The organism is Pseudomonas sp. No.21 (assembly GCF_054558415.1).
Genome location: NZ_BAAJNO010000004.1, coordinates 482,521 through 499,401 on the forward strand (window position 1 = coordinate 482,521; position 16,881 = coordinate 499,401).

At 63.9% G+C, this 16,881-nt stretch carries 17 protein-coding genes; 4 read left to right on the forward strand and 13 right to left on the reverse strand.

Annotation, left to right across the window (positions count from 1 at the left end):
* Positions 1-2: 2 nt before the first annotated feature.
* Genes ACYJSS_RS10615 through ACYJSS_RS10630 form a run of 4 tightly spaced genes read right to left on the reverse strand, consistent with a single transcriptional unit; the run spans position 3 to position 3,033 of the window.
* Positions 3-740 (reverse strand): S-methyl-5'-thioinosine phosphorylase, encoded by a 738-nt coding sequence (locus ACYJSS_RS10615; protein ID WP_111262752.1) that lies wholly within the window; start codon positions 738-740, stop codon positions 3-5.
* Positions 741-750: 10 nt separating this feature from the next.
* On the reverse strand, positions 751-1,749 hold the full coding sequence (gene nagZ, locus ACYJSS_RS10620) for a beta-N-acetylhexosaminidase (protein ID WP_236205742.1): 999 nt from the start codon (positions 1,747-1,749) through the stop codon (positions 751-753).
* Between the two features lie 8 nt (positions 1,750-1,757).
* Positions 1,758-2,282: a L,D-transpeptidase gene (locus ACYJSS_RS10625; RefSeq protein ID WP_111262750.1), complete on the reverse strand. Its 525-nt coding sequence runs from the start codon at positions 2,280-2,282 to the stop codon at positions 1,758-1,760.
* Between the two features lie 43 nt (positions 2,283-2,325).
* Positions 2,326-3,033, reverse strand: a complete 708-nt coding sequence (locus tag ACYJSS_RS10630; protein ID WP_111262749.1) for a TetR/AcrR family transcriptional regulator — start codon at positions 3,031-3,033, stop codon at positions 2,326-2,328.
* A gap of 240 nt (positions 3,034-3,273) precedes the next feature.
* Between ACYJSS_RS10630 and lexA the strand changes: the two genes are divergently transcribed.
* Positions 3,274-3,882 carry a transcriptional repressor LexA gene (lexA, locus tag ACYJSS_RS10635; protein WP_111262748.1) on the forward strand — a complete coding sequence of 203 codons (609 nt, stop codon included), beginning with the start codon at positions 3,274-3,276 and terminating at the stop codon, positions 3,880-3,882.
* Between the two features lie 11 nt (positions 3,883-3,893).
* The gene (gene sulA / locus ACYJSS_RS10640) at positions 3,894-4,361 is read left to right on the forward strand and encodes an SOS-induced cell division inhibitor SulA (RefSeq protein ID WP_111262747.1); all 468 of its coding nucleotides are present in this window, start codon (positions 3,894-3,896) and stop codon (positions 4,359-4,361) included.
* Positions 4,362-4,450: 89 nt separating this feature from the next.
* Here the strand turns inward: sulA and ACYJSS_RS10645 are convergent, their stop codons facing one another.
* The 6 genes from ACYJSS_RS10645 to fadB all read right to left on the reverse strand — a co-directional run bounded on the left by ACYJSS_RS10645 (position 4,451) and on the right by fadB (position 11,805).
* Entirely contained in the window at positions 4,451-4,684 is a 234-nt protein-coding gene (locus ACYJSS_RS10645) for a hypothetical protein (RefSeq protein ID WP_111262746.1), read from the reverse strand.
* 71 nt (positions 4,685-4,755) lie between these two features.
* On the reverse strand, positions 4,756-5,274 hold the full coding sequence (locus tag ACYJSS_RS10650; protein WP_111262745.1) for a DUF6586 family protein: 519 nt from the start codon (positions 5,272-5,274) through the stop codon (positions 4,756-4,758).
* Positions 5,275-5,341: 67 nt separating this feature from the next.
* A complete protein-coding gene (gene topA, locus ACYJSS_RS10655) occupies positions 5,342-7,951 on the reverse strand; it encodes a type I DNA topoisomerase (RefSeq protein ID WP_111262744.1) in 2,610 nt (869 codons plus the stop codon).
* A 113-nt stretch (positions 7,952-8,064) separates the two neighbouring features.
* Positions 8,065-8,301 carry a DUF1653 domain-containing protein gene (locus tag ACYJSS_RS10660; protein WP_111262743.1) on the reverse strand — a complete coding sequence of 79 codons (237 nt, stop codon included), beginning with the start codon at positions 8,299-8,301 and terminating at the stop codon, positions 8,065-8,067.
* A 150-nt stretch (positions 8,302-8,451) separates the two neighbouring features.
* Positions 8,452-9,627, reverse strand: a complete 1,176-nt coding sequence (gene fadA, locus ACYJSS_RS10665; protein ID WP_111262742.1) for an acetyl-CoA C-acyltransferase FadA — start codon at positions 9,625-9,627, stop codon at positions 8,452-8,454.
* A gap of 30 nt (positions 9,628-9,657) precedes the next feature.
* On the reverse strand, positions 9,658-11,805 hold the full coding sequence (gene fadB / locus ACYJSS_RS10670; protein WP_111262741.1) for a fatty acid oxidation complex subunit alpha FadB: 2,148 nt from the start codon (positions 11,803-11,805) through the stop codon (positions 9,658-9,660).
* A 473-nt stretch (positions 11,806-12,278) separates the two neighbouring features.
* Between fadB and ACYJSS_RS10675 the strand changes: the two genes are divergently transcribed.
* Positions 12,279-13,091 (forward strand): hypothetical protein, encoded by an 813-nt coding sequence (locus tag ACYJSS_RS10675; protein ID WP_111262740.1) that lies wholly within the window; start codon positions 12,279-12,281, stop codon positions 13,089-13,091.
* Between the two features lie 50 nt (positions 13,092-13,141).
* Here the strand turns inward: ACYJSS_RS10675 and ACYJSS_RS10680 are convergent, their stop codons facing one another.
* Positions 13,142-13,579, reverse strand: coding sequence for a hypothetical protein (locus ACYJSS_RS10680; RefSeq protein ID WP_111262739.1), 438 nt, complete (start codon positions 13,577-13,579; stop codon positions 13,142-13,144).
* An 87-nt stretch (positions 13,580-13,666) separates the two neighbouring features.
* On the opposite strand from ACYJSS_RS10680, the gene ACYJSS_RS10685 reads away from it, so the two are divergent.
* Positions 13,667-14,107 carry a universal stress protein gene (locus tag ACYJSS_RS10685; protein ID WP_111262738.1) on the forward strand — a complete coding sequence of 147 codons (441 nt, stop codon included), beginning with the start codon at positions 13,667-13,669 and terminating at the stop codon, positions 14,105-14,107.
* A 21-nt stretch (positions 14,108-14,128) separates the two neighbouring features.
* Here the strand turns inward: ACYJSS_RS10685 and ACYJSS_RS10690 are convergent, their stop codons facing one another.
* Positions 14,129-14,815: a DUF6901 family protein gene (locus ACYJSS_RS10690; RefSeq protein WP_111262737.1), complete on the reverse strand. Its 687-nt coding sequence runs from the start codon at positions 14,813-14,815 to the stop codon at positions 14,129-14,131.
* Between the two features lie 23 nt (positions 14,816-14,838).
* Positions 14,839-16,758: an ATP-binding cassette domain-containing protein gene (locus ACYJSS_RS10695; RefSeq protein WP_111262736.1), complete on the reverse strand. Its 1,920-nt coding sequence runs from the start codon at positions 16,756-16,758 to the stop codon at positions 14,839-14,841.
* Positions 16,759-16,881: the final 123 nt, after the last annotated feature.

Sequence of the window (16,881 nt, forward strand, 5' to 3'; positions counted from 1 at the left end):
GCTCAGGCCTTGAACAGGCGGACGAGGACTTCGCGCACCTTGCCGATGCCGTCGGCCAGGGCGGCCTCGATCTCGGCCATGGTGATGATGCCGCTGGACTTGCCGGCAGCCGGATTGACCACCAGCGAGATGCAGGCGTAGGGCAGGTCCAGCTCACGGGCGAGCACGGCTTCGGGCATGCCGGTCATCCCGACCAGATCACAGCCGTCGCGCTCCATGCGGGCGATCTCGGCGACTGTCTCCAGGCGCGGGCCCTGGGTGCAGCCATACACGCCGTGATCGCTGTGCGCGTGCCCGGTGGCGGCAAGTGCGGTGAGCAGCTTCTGCCGCAGCGCCTCGTCGTAGGGATGACTGAAATCGATGTGGGTCACATGGTCCAGCTCGCCTTCGAAGAAGGTGTCGGTGCGACCGTGGGTGTAGTCGATCAACTGGTGCGGCACCACCAGATGCCCGGTGCCCATGGCGGCATTGATACCGCCCACCGCATTGACCGCGACCACCGCCTGGGCGCCAGCCTGCTTGAGCGCCCAGAGATTGGCGCGGTAGTTGACCTGGTGCGGAGGAATGCGGTGCGGGTGGCCATGGCGGGCGAGGAACAGCAGGTCGCGGCCGGCGTAATCGCCCTGGACGATCCCCGCCGAAGGCGCACCGTAGGGCGTCTCGGGGTTGAGCAGCGCCTTCATGGTCAGGCCCTCGAGCTGGGTAAGGCCGGTACCACCGATAATCGCGTAAACGGTCATTTCGCTTCCTTCAGTCGATCAGCTGGGCTTCGCGCAGGGCGGCGATCGCCGTTTGCCAACGCGGGTCTTGACGGTATTCGGTGCCCGGGAAAGCGCGGCGGCGCATGCGCGCGAGCTGCGCAGGCGGCGTCACCCCGAGACGCTGCAGGCGCGACAGGGCCAGCTCGGCGGCAGCACGGTCGTTGCACACCAGGCCCATGTCGCAGCCTGCGCTCAGCGCGGCCTCGATGCGCTCGGCGGCGTCACCCACCACGTGGGCGCCGGCCATCGACAGGTCGTCGCTGAAGATCACCCCGGTGTACTTCAGCTCGCCTCGCAGGATGTCCTGCAGCCAACGGCGCGAGAAACCGGCGGGCTGGGCATCGACCTGGGGGTAGATGACGTGGGCGGGCATCATGCCGTCCAGCTCGGGGGCCAGGCGGGTGAAGGGCACCAGGTCCGCGGCGCGGATCTGCTCCAGGCTGCGCTCATCCGTGGGAATGGCGACGTGGGAGTCGGCTTCCGCCCAGCCATGGCCGGGGAAGTGCTTGCCGGTGGCCGCCATGCCGGCAGCACGCAGCCCCTTGATGAAAGCACCGGCCAGGTCGGTGGCGCGCTGCGGATCGCCCTCGAAGGCACGGCTGCCGACCACGGCGCTGCGCTGGTGATCGAGATCGAGCACCGGGGCGAAGCTGATGTCCAGCCCAACGGCCAGGACTTCGGTCGCCATGAGCCAGCCGCACAGCCGGGCCAGCGCTTCGGCATCGGCGTTGTCGGCCAGCGCACGCATGGCCGGCAGGCGCACGAACCCCTGGCGCAGACGCTGCACACGCCCGCCTTCCTGGTCGACGGCGAGAATGAGGTCCGGGCGCAGGGCGCGGATGGAAGCGCAGAGTTCGCGCACCTGGCGCGGGTCCTCGATATTGCGCGCGAAGATGATCAGGCCGGCCACTTCGGGTTGCCGCAGGATCTGGCGATCCTCAGCGGTCAGCCAGGTGCCGCCGATGTCCAGCATCAGGGAGCCTTGCATGGGATTCCTCAGGAGAGTTCTGCCGCGGCCCAGTCAGGCCGGGGCGCTTCATCGATCCGCACCGCACAATGGACGGGAACGCGGGGAAAGAGTTCAAGCAGGTCGGCATTGCGCAGGCGCACGCAGCCATGGGACAGCGGTACGCCCATGGGTTCGGTGTCCGGCGTGCCGTGCAGGTAGATGTAGCGACGCATGGTGTCGACCTTGCCCAGGCGGTTGCGCCCGGGCTCGCAACCACTCAGCCAGAGGATGCGGCTGAGTATCCAGTCGCGACCGGGGAACTGCGCGTGCAACTCGGGCGTCCAGGTCTCGCCGGTCCAGCGACGGCCTCGCAGCACGGCGCCTTGAGGCAGTCCCTCGCCGATCTTCGCGCGCACCTGATGAAGGCCGCGAGGCGTGCGATTGGAGCCACTCAGCTCACCGGCGCCGTTCAGCGCGGTGGAAACGGGAAGACGCAACACCAGGCGCTCTCCGGCAAAGCCGTAGAGGCACTGGTCAGCGATGGAAACGTGGAGAAGATCGAGGTCGGGCATGGGGCGCTAGCTTAGCCGATCCCCCTGCCCTCGCCCACCGGGATCAGGCCTTGGCAGGCGTACTCGGGGACTTGCTGCGCGGCTTCAGGACCGCTTTTGAAAGGGTCTCGTCGGACAGCCCGGTTTCGGCGCGCATGCCGGCGGCCAGGAAGGGCACCATCAGGCGCATGACCTGTTCGATGGAGGTGTTCACGCCGAAATCGGTCTCGGCCATCGCGCGCAGCGCCTTGATGCCGGACATGCTGAACGCGGCGGCACCGAGCATGAAGTGCACACGCCAGAAAAGCTCAAGCGGCGGCACCTTGGGCGCCGACTCGTTGACCAGCAGCATGTAACGGCGGAAGACCTTGCCGTACACCTCTTCCAGGTATTTGCGCAGGTGGCCCTGGCTCTGACTGAACGCCAGCCCCAGCAGGCGCATGAAGATGGACAGGTCATTGCCGCTGCGTGGCTTCACCGCCAGCGCCTGTTCCACCAGCATCTCCAGCAGCTCTTCGAGAGTCGCGCGCGCCTCGCTCTTCGCCTGCCGGCGATCGAGCTCACGCTCCAGGCTCTGACAGAAAGGCCCGAGGAAGCGCGAGAACACCGCCTGGATCAGCGCCTTCTTCGAGCCGAAGTGATAATTCACAGCAGCCAGGTTCACACCCGCCTTGCTGGTGATCAAACGCAACGAAGTCTCGGCGAAGCCCTTCTCCGCGAACAGCTGTTCCGCAGCATCAAGAATGCGTTCGACGGTTTCCGACTGGGCCATGGCTCCTCCGCCTGACAAACACTTGTTTGAAACATACGTTTCAAGCCGCTGGCTTGTCAAGTCGCGCACACCATCTTCTGACGCCCCGGTCACGGCTCGCAGGCGACATATTCACGCAAGACGACAGGCAAGTCACTAGAGCCACAAGGCACACGGCGAGAGGATGCAGAGAAGACTTGTTGCCAAGCCATGATCACTGTATATAATCCCAGTCACTGTATAAAAAAACAGAGCGCCGACATGCTGAAACTCACGCCCCGCCAAGCCGAGATCCTCGCGTTCATCAAGCGCTGCATCGAAGACAACGGCTATCCGCCCACCCGTGCGGAGATCGCCCAGGAACTGGGCTTCAAGTCACCCAATGCTGCCGAAGAGCACCTCAAGGCGCTGGCCCGCAAGGGTGCGATCGAGATGACTCCCGGCGCCTCCCGTGGCATCCGCATCCCCGGCTTCGAGCCCAGCACCGAGGAAGACGGCCTGCCGATCATCGGTCGCGTAGCTGCCGGCGCTCCCATACTTGCCCAGCAGAACATCGAAGAATCCTGCCGGATCAACCCGGAGTTCTTCCATCCCCGCGCCGACTACCTGCTGCGCGTGAGCGGCATGAGCATGAAGGATGTCGGCATCCACGATGGGGACCTGCTCGCCGTCCATACCACCCGCGAGGCCCGCAACGGCCAGATCGTGGTAGCCCGCCTGGATGACGAGGTCACCGTCAAGCGTTTCAAACGCGAGGGCAACAAGGTCTGGCTGATCGCCGAGAACCCGGATTTCGCACCGATCGAGGTGGACCTTCAGGAGCGGGATCTGGTCATCGAAGGCTTGAGCGTCGGCGTCATCCGCCGCTAACAGGAGGCGTCATGCAGTTTCCGCAATCGTTTGGCCGAACCCAACTACCGCTTTTCCATGACGCCATAGTCGCCAGCCCGGCGCCACTTGCACTGGAGCTCGACGAGCACTGGGAAGAGGAACCCGAAGCCTTCAGCGAGCTGTCGCTGAGCGGCGCTGCCGGGCATTGCCGCCACCTGCTAGCCCCCATCCTTCGCCAACTCAGCCAGGAGCAGGATGCCCGCTGGCTGACATTGATCGGCGCGCCCGCCAGCCTTACCCAGGGCTGGTTGCGGGACGCCGGGCTGAATCGCGAGCGCATCCTGCTCCTTGAGCCCCGGGGAGAGCGCAGTGCGCTGGAGTTGACATGCGAAGCCCTTCGATTAGGCCGTAGCCACACCGTAGTCAGCTGGCTGCGTCTGAACCGGACGGAGAAACAGGCACTCGCCCAGGCGGCACGCCAGGGTGGAGCGCAAAGCCTAAACATCCGACTGGGATAGGAATCGCGCTCACGACCGGAATACGGCCGCAATGGATTGGTAACAGTCGAGGGGAATAATCGGTTCCGAAGGAGCCGACCAAGCACCCATCAATGCAGGACGCGCGGACCTTCGTCGTGATCCACTTCACCTTCAGCCAGACGACCGGCCATCTGCACGCCCACGTTGAGCATGGCCTTGGCGACTTCCAGGTGATGCCCTTGCAGGAACGCCTTGGCGTCGGAAGAGAAGTCCAGCGTAACCAACGCCTCCTCGTCTTCCGCGCGGCGCAGGATGATGCGGCCGTCGGGCAGCTCGACTATTTCCAGAAAGGACGTTGGCATGGGGTCATCTCTCCACTAAAGGCGGGCATTGTACCAGCCGGCTGACGGGCCGCCCTAGCCCATCGATCTACTCAGCACTCCGACAGCCCCTCACGGAAGCGCAACGCCAGTGCCTTCAAGTTCTGCCGCCACTCTTCCAGGGTCACCCCGGACAGAGGCGTCGGCTCGTCATCCACACTTACAGCCTGGATCAGCGGCATCGTCGGGTCGACCTTCGCCTTTTTCGGCGCCTGGGGCGGCAGGAATAGTGCAGCGTGCGCAGCCAGCAGTTCGGCCAGCCAGGTTTCAGGCTGTTGGGCCAGTTCGACCAGCTCGGACAACTCGGGGCTCGGCGCAGCGGCGAGCACATCAGCGGTCAACAGCAATTCCGGGCGCGGCGCGGCGGCCTGGGGCAACCGGTAGAACCCGGCGATCTCGTGGCAGAGACCGAGCAAAGCACCATGCAGATGGAACAGGGCCGCTTCGCGCTCTGCCTGAACCAGCGCCTGGGCATTCATCGCCCGCCCTTCCTCAGCCTTGCGCAAGGATTCCAGGGCCAGGCCGGCGAAGTAGAGTTTCTGGTTCGTGCGGGTATAGAGCTCATGCGCCATGACGGCCACTCCTGCTGGATCAGATCGGTAGTATGCGCGCCCACCCGGGCAGGCGCGCAACCGCCAATCAGCGCTTGTCTTCGACCTTCCACTTGCCGCCGTCGAAGAAGGCACGCCAGCCGGTCGGCTTGCCGTCAACTTCGGACTGCACGTACTGCTCCTTGGTCTTGCGACTGAAACGAATGACCGCCGGACGGCCATCAGGATCCTTGGCCGGCGCACTGAGCAGGAAGTGGTACTTGGGATCGAGCTCTTCCTTGTGCGGAATCAGTTCCAACACCAGAGGCGCTCGCGTCTCGCGGTTCTTCGGGAACTGGCTGGCTGCCAGGAACAGGCCCGAAGCGCCATCGCGCAGCACGTAGGTGTCATCCACCTTCTCGCACTTGAGCTCGGGCATCTTGATCGGGTCGATCTTTGGCGGCGCAGCCTCGCCATTCTTGAGCAGCTTGCGGGTGTTCTTGCAGCTGGGGTTGGTGCATCCGAAGAACTTGCCGAAACGACCGGTCTTCAGCTGCATCTCGCTGCCGCACTTGTCGCACTCGAGGCTCGGGCCTTCATAGCCCTTGATGCGGTACTGGCCCTGCTCGATCTCGTAGCCCGCGCAATCGGGGTTGTTGCCGCAGATATGCAGCTTGCGGGTCTCGTCCAGCAGGTAGGCATCCATAGCGGTACTGCAGATCGGGCAGCGATGCTTGCCACGCAGCACGCGGGACTCGGACTCGCCCTCGTCGTCCGCAGCGATCTCGTCACCCGGCACCAGGTTGATCGTGGCCTTGCAGCGCTCCTTGGGCGGGAGGCTGTAGCCCGAGCAACCCAGGAACACGCCGGTGGAGGCGGTACGGATCATCATCGGCCGGCCGCACTCGCGGCAGGCGATGTCGGTCAGGGTCGGCTGGTTGGCGCGCATGCCGCTGTCAGCGACTTCGGCCACTTCCAGCTTCTTCTTGAAGTCGCCGTAGAACTCGTCAAGCAGGTTCTTCCAGTCGCGCTCTCCCTGGGCCACATCGTCCAGGTTCTCTTCCATGCCGGCGGTGAAGCCATAGTCCATCAGGTTCGAGAAGCTCTCGTTCAGACGCTCGGTGACGATGTCACCCATCTTCTCGGAGTAGAAGCGACGGTTATGCACCGTCACATAGCCCCGCTCCTGAATCGTGGAAATGATCGCAGCATAGGTGGATGGGCGGCCAATACCCCGCTTTTCCAGCTCCTTGACCAGGCTGGCCTCGGAGAAACGTGCCGGCGGCTTGGTGAAGTGCTGGCTGGGATCGAGCTTGATCAGCTTGAGCGCCTCGCCTTCCTTCATGTCGGGCAGTACGTCGTCTTCACCCGGCTTGCTCTGTTGCGGCAGCACACGGGTGTAGCCGTCGAACTTGAGGATGCGGCCCTTGGCGCGCAGCTCGAAGTTGCCGGCCGCCACGCTGACGCTGGTGGACAGGTACTCGGCCGGCGGCATCTGGCAGGCCACGAACTGGCGCCAGATCAAGTCGTACAGGCGCTCGGCATCGCGTTCCATGCCCGACAGCTGGGTCGGCTTGAGATTGACGTCCGAGGGGCGGATGGCCTCGTGGGCCTCCTGGGCGCCTTCCTTGCTCGAATAGAAATTCGGCTTGGCCGGCAGGTACTTCTCACCGAACTCGCCTTCGATGAAGCCGCGCACCATGGTGATGGCATCGGCAGAGAGGTTGGTCGAGTCGGTACGCATATAGGTGATGTAGCCCGCCTCGTAGAGACGCTGGGCCATCATCATGGTCTTCTTCACCCCGAAGCCCAGGCGGTTGCTCGCCGCCTGTTGCAGGGTGGAGGTGATGAAAGGCGCAGAAGGACGGCTGGAGGTCGGCTTGTCTTCGCGCTTCTGCACGCTGTAGCTGGAGGACTTGAGCTGCTCCAGCGCGGCCATGGCCTGGGCTTCGTTCAGCGGCTTGAAGGCCGCGCCATTCTCCTTGGCCACCTCGAAGCGCACGTTGGCACCCTTGGCAGTGCCCAGGTCGGCGTGGACTTCCCAGTACTCCTCGGGCACGAAGGCACGGATCTCACGCTCACGCTCGACCACAAGCTTCACAGCGACCGACTGCACGCGACCGGCGGACAGGCCGCGGGCGATCTTCTGCCACAACAGCGGCGAGACCATGTAACCCACGACACGGTCCAGGAAGCGGCGCGCCTGCTGGGCATTGACGCGGTTGATATCCAGCTCGCCGGGCTGGGAGAAGGCCTCCTGGATGGCCTTCTTGGTGATTTCGTTGAACACCACGCGCTTGTAGCGGCTGTCATCACCACCGATGGATTCCCGCAGGTGCCAGGCGATGGCCTCCCCTTCGCGGTCCAAGTCGGTTGCGAGATAGATGGTGTCGGCATCCTTGGCCAGTCGGCGCAGTTCCTCGATCACCTTCTCCTTGCCGGGAAGGATCTCGTACTTCGCCTTCCAGCCGTGCTCGGGGTCGACGCCCATGCGGGTGAACAGCTGGCGCTTGGCCTTTTCCTTGGGCGATAGCGCCGGAGCCTCGGACGCGGCCGCCTTGCCGCGCTTCACCGGTTCCTTGCTGGCACTGGCCGAACCGCTGGTAGGCAGGTCACGGATATGGCCGATGCTCGACTTCACCACGTACTGGTTGCCCAGGTACTTGTTGATGGTCTTGGCCTTGGCCGGGGATTCCACGATGACCAGCGATTTGCCCATGGATCGGAAATTTCCTGAATTCGATAAATGAAAGGCGGGACCGCCTGACGCGGCACCGCTATATATAGTGGCGAACGAGACGAGGTCAAGCTTGCCCGCCGCCCCGGGACACCTCAGCGACGCGGAAAGAGATCTGACTCGGCAGTCACCAAAGCGAAGCGGGCGATCTGCTCGCCATCCACCTCGACCGTCTCGGTGAACATGCTCAGCGGGCGGACCCAGAGGCCGTGCTCGCCGTACAGAGCCTGATAGACCACCAGCTCTTCTTCGGTCTCGGAATGGCGCGCCGTACCGATCACGCGGTACTGCTGCCCTTTGTAGTGACGATAGAGTCCAGGTTGCAGGCTCATGTTCCCCTCGTGTCCATCTATGGCCCGGTTCGCGAAGGGTGCGCATGGTGCCCACTCGCGCGCCCGCTGGCCAGCCCCGTTGACGAAATAAGCCCCATGAAAGCAAAAAACCGGGGCACCCAGGCCCCGGTCTTTTCCATCAGCGGACGCTTAGACGCGTTCGAAGACGGTGGTGATGCCCTGGCCGAGACCCACGCACATGGTGGACACGCCCAGGGTACCGCCGTTCTGCTTCATCACGTTCAGCAGGGTGCCGGAGATACGTGCACCGGAGCAGCCGAAGGGGTGACCCAGAGCGATGGCGCCGCCGTGCAGGTTGACCTTCTGCTCCATCTTGTCGAGGAGCTTCAGGTCCTTCAGCACGGGCAGTGCCTGAGCGGCGAAGGCTTCGTTGAGCTCGACGAAGTCGATATCGTCCATGGTCAGGCCGGCGCGCTTGAGCGCCTTCTGAGTGGACGGCACCGGGCCGTAGCCCATGATCGCCGGGTCGACACCCGCGACCGCCATGGCACGCACCACAGCCATCGGCTGGATGCCGAGATCCTGGGCGCGCTGGGCGCTCATCACGATCATGCAGGAGGCGCCGTCGGTGATCTGCGAGGAAGTACCTGCAGTCACGGTGCCGCCTTTCGGGTTGAACGCAGGCTTCAGGGCGGCCAGGCTTTCGATGGTGGTCTCCGGACGGATGGTCTCGTCGAAGTCGAATACCTTCAGGAAGCCGTTCTCGTCGTAGCCTTGCATCGGGATGATTTCATCCTTGAACTTGCCTTCGACGGTAGCCTTGTGTGCCAGGCGGTGGGAACGCTCACCGAAGGCGTCCTGCTGCTCGCGGCTGATACCGTGCATCTTGCCCAGCATCTCGGCGGTCAGGCCCATCATGCCCGAGGCCTTGGCGGCGTACAGGGACAGGTGCGGGTTCGGATCGACGCCGTGCATCATGCCGACGTGGCCCATGTGCTCCACACCACCGACGACGAACACGTCGCCGTTGCCGGTCTGGATGGCCTGCACGGCAGTGTGCAGGGCGCTCATGGAGGAACCGCACAGGCGGCTGACGGTTTGGCCGGCGCTGGTGTGCGGGATCTGGGTCATCAGCGACGCCATGCGTGCGATGTTCCAGCCTTGCTCCAGGGTCTGGTTCACGCAGCCCCAGATCACGTCTTCGACTTCAGCCGGGTCCAGCTTGGTGTTGCGGGCCAGGACGCCGCTGATCAGTTGTGCCGACATGGTCTCGGCACGGGTATTGCGGTGCATGCCGCCTTTGGAACGACCCATCGGGGTACGGCCGAAGTCGACAATGACTGCATCTCTAGGATTCAGGCTCATATTTCTACTCTCGCTCTGTTCGTTCCGCGATTAACCGAAAAACTTCTGGCCCTTGGCGGCCATTTCACGAAGCTTGGCGGTCGGGTGGTACAGCGCGCCCAGTTCGGCGTACTTGTCGGCCAGGGCAACGAATTCGGCTACACCGATGGAGTCGATGTAACGCAGTGCACCACCACGGAAGGGCGGGAAGCCGATACCGTAGATCAGGCCCATATCGGCCTCGGCTGCGGTGTCGACGATGCCGTCTTCCAGGCAACGAACGGTTTCCAGGCACAGCGGGATCATCATGAAGTTGATGATGTCTTCGTCGGTCAGCTCACGCTGCTCAACGACGATGGACTTCAGCAGCTCGTAGGCTTCCGGATCGGAGACCTTCTTCGGCTTGCCGCGCTTGTCGGTTTCATAGGCGTAGAAGCCCTTGCCATTCTTCTGGCCCAGGCGGTTGGCCTCGTACATCACGTCAACGGCGGTCTTGCCTTCCACCGCCATGCGGTCCGGGAAGCCCTCGGCCATCACGTCACGGCCGTGGTGGCCGGTATCGATGCCGACCACGTCGGAGAGGTAGGCCGGGCCCATGGGCCAGCCGAACTTCTCCATGACCTTGTCGATGCGCACGAAGTCGACGCCGAAGCCCAGCAGCTTGGAGAAGCCGCCGAAGTACGGGAACAGTACGCGGTTGACCAGGAAGCCGGGGCAGTCGTTGACCACGATCGGGTTCTTGCCCATCTTCTTGGCGTAGGCAACGGTGGTGGCAACGGCCACTTCGCTGGACTTCTCGCCACGGATGACTTCGACCAGGGGCATCATGTGCACCGGGTTGAAGAAGTGCATGCCGACGAAGTTCTCGGGACGCTTCAGCGCCTTGGCCAGCAGGCTGATGGAGATGGTGGAGGTGTTGGAAGCCAGGATGGCGTCCTCGCGAACCACGCCTTCCACTTCGGCCAGCACGATCTGCTTGACCTTCGGGTTCTCGACCACGGCTTCGACGACGATGTCGACGGCACCGAAGTCGCCGTAGGACATGGTCGGGCGGATGGCGGTCAGGGCCTCGGCCATCTTGGCCGGGGTCATGCGGCCTTTCTCGACGCGCTTGCCGAGCAACTTGGACGCCTCGGACAGCCCCATCTGGATACCCTCTTCGCGGATATCCTTCATCAGGATCGGAGTGCCTTTGGAAGCCGACTGGTAGGCGATGCCGCCGCCCATGATGCCGGCGCCGAGCACGGCGGCCAGTTTCACGTCGCGAGCGATCTCGTCGTGCTGCTTGGCTTTCTTCTTCAGCTCCTGGTCATTCAGGAACAGGCCGATCAGGCTGGCAGCGACCGGGGTCTTGGCCAGCTTGACGAAGCCGGCGGCCTCGACTTCCAGCGCCTTGTCACGACCGAAGTTGGCGGCCTTCTGGATGGTCTTGATTGCTTCGACCGGAGCCGGGTAGTTCGGACCGGCCTGGCCAGCCACGAAACCCTTGGCGGTTTCGAAGGCCATCATCTGCTCGATGGCATTGAGCTTGATCTTTTCCAGCTTGGGCTGACGCTTGGCCTTGAAGTCCAGCTCGCCGGAGATGGCGCGCTTGACCAGGTCCAGGGCGGCTTCCTGGAGTTTCGCAGGGGCGACGACGGCGTCGACGGCACCCACTTTCAGGGCGTCGGCAGCCTTGTTTTCCTTGCCGGATGCGATCCACTCGATGGCGTTGTCGGTACCGATCACGCGCGGCAGGCGCACGGTGCCGCCGAAGCCCGGGTAGATGCCCAGCTTGACTTCAGGCAGGCCGATCTTGGCGGTCTCGCTCATGACGCGGTAGTCACCGGCCAGGCACATTTCCAGGCCGCCGCCGAGGGCGATGCCATTGATCGCAACCACGGTCGGAACCTGCAGGTCTTCGAAATCGCTGAAGATCTTGTTGGCTTCGAGGTTGCCTGCCACCAGCTCCTCGTCGGGCAACTTGAAGTTGTCGACGAATTCGGTGATGTCCGCACCGACGATGAACACGTCCTTGCCACTGCTGACGATAACGCCCTTGACCGACGCATCGGCCTTGATGGCATCAACCGCCTGACGCAGCTCATTGAGGGTAAGACGGTTGAACTTGTTGACGGACTCACCCTTGAGGTCGAACTTCAGTTCGACGATGCCGCCCTCAAGAGCCTTAACCGTGATGGCTTTACCTTCGTAAATCATCAACTGATCTCCACGGTATGGAAGCTGAACAGTACACATCGGAGCCAACCGGCGAACCGGCTCGAGGCATTGCCGTCGAGCTTAGTCCGATTCGGTCCGGCACACCCGCCGACGCGATATCGGGTAGTTATTGGACGTTTCTGTAAGACAAACGCTCAATTCATACGCCCGTTTGATTTGGGTGCGCACACATTCACGGAAAAGTCCGCTGTTGTCAATTGCGCTTCGTGACCGTACAGCCACGCTCAATCCGCTCTGCCACCAGCCTTTGCGCAGGCCCGGCAGCCCTCTGGAAAGCAACATGCAGGATGGTTATGACAAGCCATCAGGCAGGCGACGCAAGGCTCGATAACGTGACGTGCCGCACGCTAGCCAAACGCCAGCGCGGCGGGTAGAGTCGCGCGTTACGGCCGGGACGGGCCGAATAACAAAAACAACTAGATGACGCCCTTAGAGGCACACGGAGTAGCGACATGACGAGCCGTACGCTTGCCATTCTGCTGGGCACCCTGCTCACCCTTTCCATCCTATCCACCCCCGCTCAAGCCGCAGACCCCGCCACCAGCCTGCTCAAGCTGCACCAGATGCGCCTCGCCGCGCAGAAGAGCCTGGGCGACTTCTATATGTACAACGGCATGGAGGGCGACCAGCGCTACGCGCGAATGATCGACGAGTCCGTCCAGGAAGCGGATGCACGCCTGAAGGAACTTACCGAAATGCCGGGCGACGGCTCCAAGGCCCTGCGCGCGCAACTGGGCGAGCAATGGAAGGATTATTCCGGCGAGCTCACCAACCTGGTCGTCGCGCTCAAGACCAAGGGTTTCACCGACCTGCAACCCATCGCCGACATGACCGCCCGCAACCAGAAGCTGCTGGCCATGGCCAAGGAGCTCTACGGGAAGATCCAGCAGGAAAGCGGCGTCAACGTCCCCCCGCTGACCCAGCAAAGCCGCGAGCAGAGCCTGCTGATGCAGACCATTGCCGTCGACTACGCGTCTCGCAGCGCCTCGGTCGGCGCGTCCTTCTTCGGTGGTGGCGAAGGCAAGCCCATCGACGAACTGGCGCGCGACTTCGCCGGCCAGCTGGCAGCCCTTGAGCAGCAGCCGAAGAACACCCCGCAGATCAAGCAGGCGCTCACCAGCATCGGCACGAAGTGGCGCTACATTGAGAAATCGCTGCAGAACTACAACGAAAACAGCGTGCCGTTCCTGATCAACAAGTATTCCGACAGCATCATCGAGGGGCTCGAAGGCGTTTCAGCCCAGTACGCCGCGACGCAACTCTGAAGGCCCCCACGCCCACCCGGGCCCATTGCGCGGCCCGGGCGACGCCTGCATCAGACCACTGCGCGCAGCACGTCGGCGATGCGCTGCAGGTCCTCGGGCGTGCCCCGCTCCCCCCAGCACAGAGCGATCATCTGCGAATTTGCCTCGATCTTGTAGACATCAGCCGGCAGCCCCGCAAAACGCGCCAGCATCGCCGGGTCCTCCAGCGGTTCGCGCCACTGGTTCTGCCACTGCCCGGGCGCAACCTGCCAGTAGCACCAGGCGCCGGGTGCCCCGCGAGGGCGCGGCCGGTGATATTGAGCACAGGAGGCAGGTGGCTCCACCGGCAACCAATGGGGCCACTCCTGGCGCGACAGCTGCATGGCCAGCCCCATCCGCCTCGCCTGCATGCGCAACTCCATGCGCCCTCGCTGCCCCTTGGAAGGCACCAGCCATACCAGCGGGCTGAGCACGGCAAGCAGGAGAAATACCACCAACCAGAGGGTCATAACGTCATCCCATGATGAAAATCATGCCGCCAGGCACCCATGGCGGCCATACTGAGTCCAAGCGCAAACCTTAAGGAGGAGTCACCCATGCCCTACAAGCACATTCTGGTCGCCGTCGACCTCACCGACGAGTGCCACCCGGTGGTGCGCCGCGCCCAGGCTCTCGCCCTGGCGACCCAGGCCAAGCTGTCGCTGGTGCATATCGTCGAACCCATGGCCATGGCCTTTGGCGGTGACGTCCCCATGGACCTCTCGATGCTCCAGCAGCAGCAGTTCGAACAGGCCCGGGAACGCCTGGATGGCTTCGCCGGCCTCTACCCGGAACTGCTCGCCGAACAGCGCCACCTGGCCTATGGCCAGCCGCGCCAGGAAATCCACCGACTCGCCGAGGAACAGGGCTGTGACCTCATCGTCGTCGGCAGCCACGGCCGCCACGGTCTCGCCCTGTTGCTGGGCTCCACCGCCAATGACGTCCTGCATGGGGCACCCTGCGACGTGATCGCCGTCCGCCTTAAGAAAAACGACTGACCCCATCCGCCGGCGGAGGCCTCAGAAGAAGCCTTCGTCGGCGCTCATGACCAGCGGACGGATCTTCTGCAGCTGGGTTTCCAGCGAGTAGGTCATGCTCGATGCCATCGAGAAGAAGGTCAGGAAGGCCTTCAGGTTCGAATCGCCATCGCACACATCGTGGATGCGCTGCCAGAACGCCTGGTTGACCAGCTGCAATTGCTGGAACAGACGCACCAGCCCCTTCAGCTCCCAGTCCGCGTGCCGTCCTTCGCGTAAATTGAAGTACTGCCGCGCGAGATAGAGCGATACGGCGCGCAGGATGAACTCCTGGTTGCTGGCGAACGGCAGGTGCTGCTGGGCCATCGGCTTGAGGCGGCCCAGCACCGGGCAGGCACTGGTCGCCATGATCACGCCGAGCAACGCCCGCAACCCTTCTTCCAGCCCCACCTGCTTGGTGTACTCCCGCTCCGGGGTGCGCACCAGGAACACCGCCTTCTTGAAGGCCGGCAGCCCGTGGAAGTCCTCGATCACCCGGTGCAGGTCGACCGCCGCCGGGCAATGGCTGAACTTGTCCCTGGAGAGCGGGCAGTTGCTGCACTGCTGGAACTCCAGGCGCGTCCATTTCGGCGCGGCCAGTGCGCGCTCCTGATCGTATTGGCGATCCAGCTCGATGCGATAGCTGAACTCGTGTTCGTCATCCAGGGTGATGCGGTACTCGACAGCCATGGGCTCTCCAGCTCGGTGATTCTTCAGTCGTCCAGTTCGGCCCAGCGCTCCAGCAGGCGATCCAGCTCCTGCTGTTGCCGCTCGAAACGCTCCAGTACGGCGCGGGTCTGCTCCGCAGGCCGCTGGTAGAACGCCGGGTCGGAAATTTCCTGCTGTACCGCCGCCATCTCCGCTTCCAGGGTCTCGATCTGGCCGGGAAGCGCTTCCAGCTCACGCTGCAATTTGTAGCTGAGTTTCTTCTTCGGCGCCTCGCTGGCGGTCGCCACCGGTGCGGGCTCGACGGGGGCCGGCGCGACCGTAGCGGTGGGCTCGGCCTTGCCGGACTTGGTCTCGCCCACGCCCAGCAGGCGCGGCGAACCGCCCTGGCGCAGCCAGTCCTGGTAGCCACCGACGTACTCGCGCACGCGCCCTTCCCCCTCGAACACCAGAGTGCTGGTCACCACGTTGTCGAGGAAGGCCCGGTCGTGGCTGACCATCAGTACGGTGCCCGGGAAGTTCAGCAGCACTTCCTCCAGCAGCTCCAGGGTTTCAACGTCCAGGTCGTTGGTCGGTTCGTCCAGCACCAGCAGGTTGGCCGGCTTGCTGAACAGTTTGGCCAGCAGCAGGCGCGCGCGCTCACCGCCCGACAGCGCCTTGACCGGCGTGCGGGCGCGCTGCGGGCTGAACAGGAAGTCGCCCAGGTAGCTCAGCACATGGCGGTTCTGGCCATCGATGGAGATGAAGTCGCGGCCTTCGGAAATATTGTCGATCACCGTCTTCTCGGGCTCGAGCTGGTGACGCAACTGGTCGAAATAGGCCACCTCCAGCTTGGTGCCGACCTCGATCTTGCCACTGGTCGGTTCCAGGTCGCCCAGCAGCAACTTGAGCAGCGTGGTCTTGCCGGTGCCGTTGGCGCCCAGCAGGCCGATGCGGTCGGAGCGCTGCAGCACCAGGGAGAAATCGCGGATCAGCGGCGCGCCGCCCGGATGGGCGAAGCTCACGCCCTCGGCGACCATCACTTGCTTGCCCGACTTCTCCGCGGACTCCAGCTGGATGGTGGCCTTGCCCTGGCGCTCACGGCGATCGGCACGCTCGGCACGCATGGCCTTCAGCGCGCGCACACGCCCCTCGTTACGGGTACGGCGGGCTTTGATGCCCTGGCGGATCCACACCTCCTCCTGGGCCAGGCGCTTGTCGAACAGCGCATTGGCGGTCTCTTCCGCCGCCAGTTGCTGTTCCTTGTGCACCAGAAAACTGGCGTAGTCGCCGTTCCAGTCGATCAGGTGGCCACGGTCCAGTTCGAGGATGCGCGTCGCCAGGTTCTGCAGGAAGGAACGGTCGTGGGTGATGAACAGCACAGCGCCGCCAAAGCCCATCAGCGCCTCTTCCAGCCAGGCGATGGCGCCGATGTCCAGGTGGTTGGTGGGTTCGTCCAGCAGCAGCAGGTCCGGCTCGGAAACCAGCGCCTGGGCCAGCAGCACGCGGCGACGCCAGCCACCGGACAACTCGGCCAGGGTCTTGTCGGCCGGCAGTTGCAGGCGGCTCAGGGTGCTGTCCACCAGTTGCTGCAGGCGCCAGCCATCCTTCGCCTCGAGCTCCTGCTGCACGTGCATCAGCTTGTTCAGGTCTTCGTCGTTATGGATGTTCTGGCTGAGGTGGTGGTACTCGGCCAGCAGCGCGCCGACGCCGGCCAGCCCCTCGGCCACCACGTCGAACACCGTGCGATCGTCGGCACGCGGCAGCTCCTGCGGCAGCTCGCCGATCTTCAGGCCAGGGGCGCGCCAGATCTCGCCGTCATCGCCATGCTGGTCGCCCTTGACCAGGCGCAGCATGCTCGACTTGCCGGTGCCGTTGCGGCCGATGATGCACACCCGCTCGCCACGGGCTATCTGCCATGACACCTTGTCCAGCAGCGGCATGGCGCCGTAGGCAAGGGATACATCGCTGAACTTGAGCAGGGTCATGGGCGCCTCCGAAAACAGGGGGCGCATTCTACCCGGTTTGCGCCCCGGCATATCCGCCATTTTTTCATCATGTTTCCTCCGCCGGATCGGATTTCACCCCGGCCGGGCAACAGGCTAAGCTAC

Coding starts and splice junctions, on each gene's coding strand:
- ACYJSS_RS10615 (WP_111262752.1), bottom strand. CDS start 740: ATGACCGTTTACGCGATTATCGGTGGTACCGGCCTTACCCAGCTCGAG.
- nagZ (WP_236205742.1), bottom strand. CDS start 1,749: ATGCAAGGCTCCCTGATGCTGGACATCGGCGGCACCTGGCTGACCGCT.
- ACYJSS_RS10625 (WP_111262750.1), bottom strand. CDS start 2,282: ATGCCCGACCTCGATCTTCTCCACGTTTCCATCGCTGACCAGTGCCTC.
- ACYJSS_RS10630 (WP_111262749.1), bottom strand. CDS start 3,033: ATGGCCCAGTCGGAAACCGTCGAACGCATTCTTGATGCTGCGGAACAG.
- lexA (WP_111262748.1), top strand. CDS start 3,274: ATGCTGAAACTCACGCCCCGCCAAGCCGAGATCCTCGCGTTCATCAAG.
- sulA (WP_111262747.1), top strand. CDS start 3,894: ATGCAGTTTCCGCAATCGTTTGGCCGAACCCAACTACCGCTTTTCCAT.
- ACYJSS_RS10645 (WP_111262746.1), bottom strand. CDS start 4,684: ATGCCAACGTCCTTTCTGGAAATAGTCGAGCTGCCCGACGGCCGCATC.
- ACYJSS_RS10650 (WP_111262745.1), bottom strand. CDS start 5,274: ATGGCGCATGAGCTCTATACCCGCACGAACCAGAAACTCTACTTCGCC.
- topA (WP_111262744.1), bottom strand. CDS start 7,951: ATGGGCAAATCGCTGGTCATCGTGGAATCCCCGGCCAAGGCCAAGACC.
- ACYJSS_RS10660 (WP_111262743.1), bottom strand. CDS start 8,301: ATGAGCCTGCAACCTGGACTCTATCGTCACTACAAAGGGCAGCAGTAC.
- fadA (WP_111262742.1), bottom strand. CDS start 9,627: ATGAGCCTGAATCCTAGAGATGCAGTCATTGTCGACTTCGGCCGTACC.
- fadB (WP_111262741.1), bottom strand. CDS start 11,805: ATGATTTACGAAGGTAAAGCCATCACGGTTAAGGCTCTTGAGGGCGGC.
- ACYJSS_RS10675 (WP_111262740.1), top strand. CDS start 12,279: ATGACGAGCCGTACGCTTGCCATTCTGCTGGGCACCCTGCTCACCCTT.
- ACYJSS_RS10680 (WP_111262739.1), bottom strand. CDS start 13,579: ATGACCCTCTGGTTGGTGGTATTTCTCCTGCTTGCCGTGCTCAGCCCG.
- ACYJSS_RS10685 (WP_111262738.1), top strand. CDS start 13,667: ATGCCCTACAAGCACATTCTGGTCGCCGTCGACCTCACCGACGAGTGC.
- ACYJSS_RS10690 (WP_111262737.1), bottom strand. CDS start 14,815: ATGGCTGTCGAGTACCGCATCACCCTGGATGACGAACACGAGTTCAGC.
- ACYJSS_RS10695 (WP_111262736.1), bottom strand. CDS start 16,758: ATGACCCTGCTCAAGTTCAGCGATGTATCCCTTGCCTACGGCGCCATG.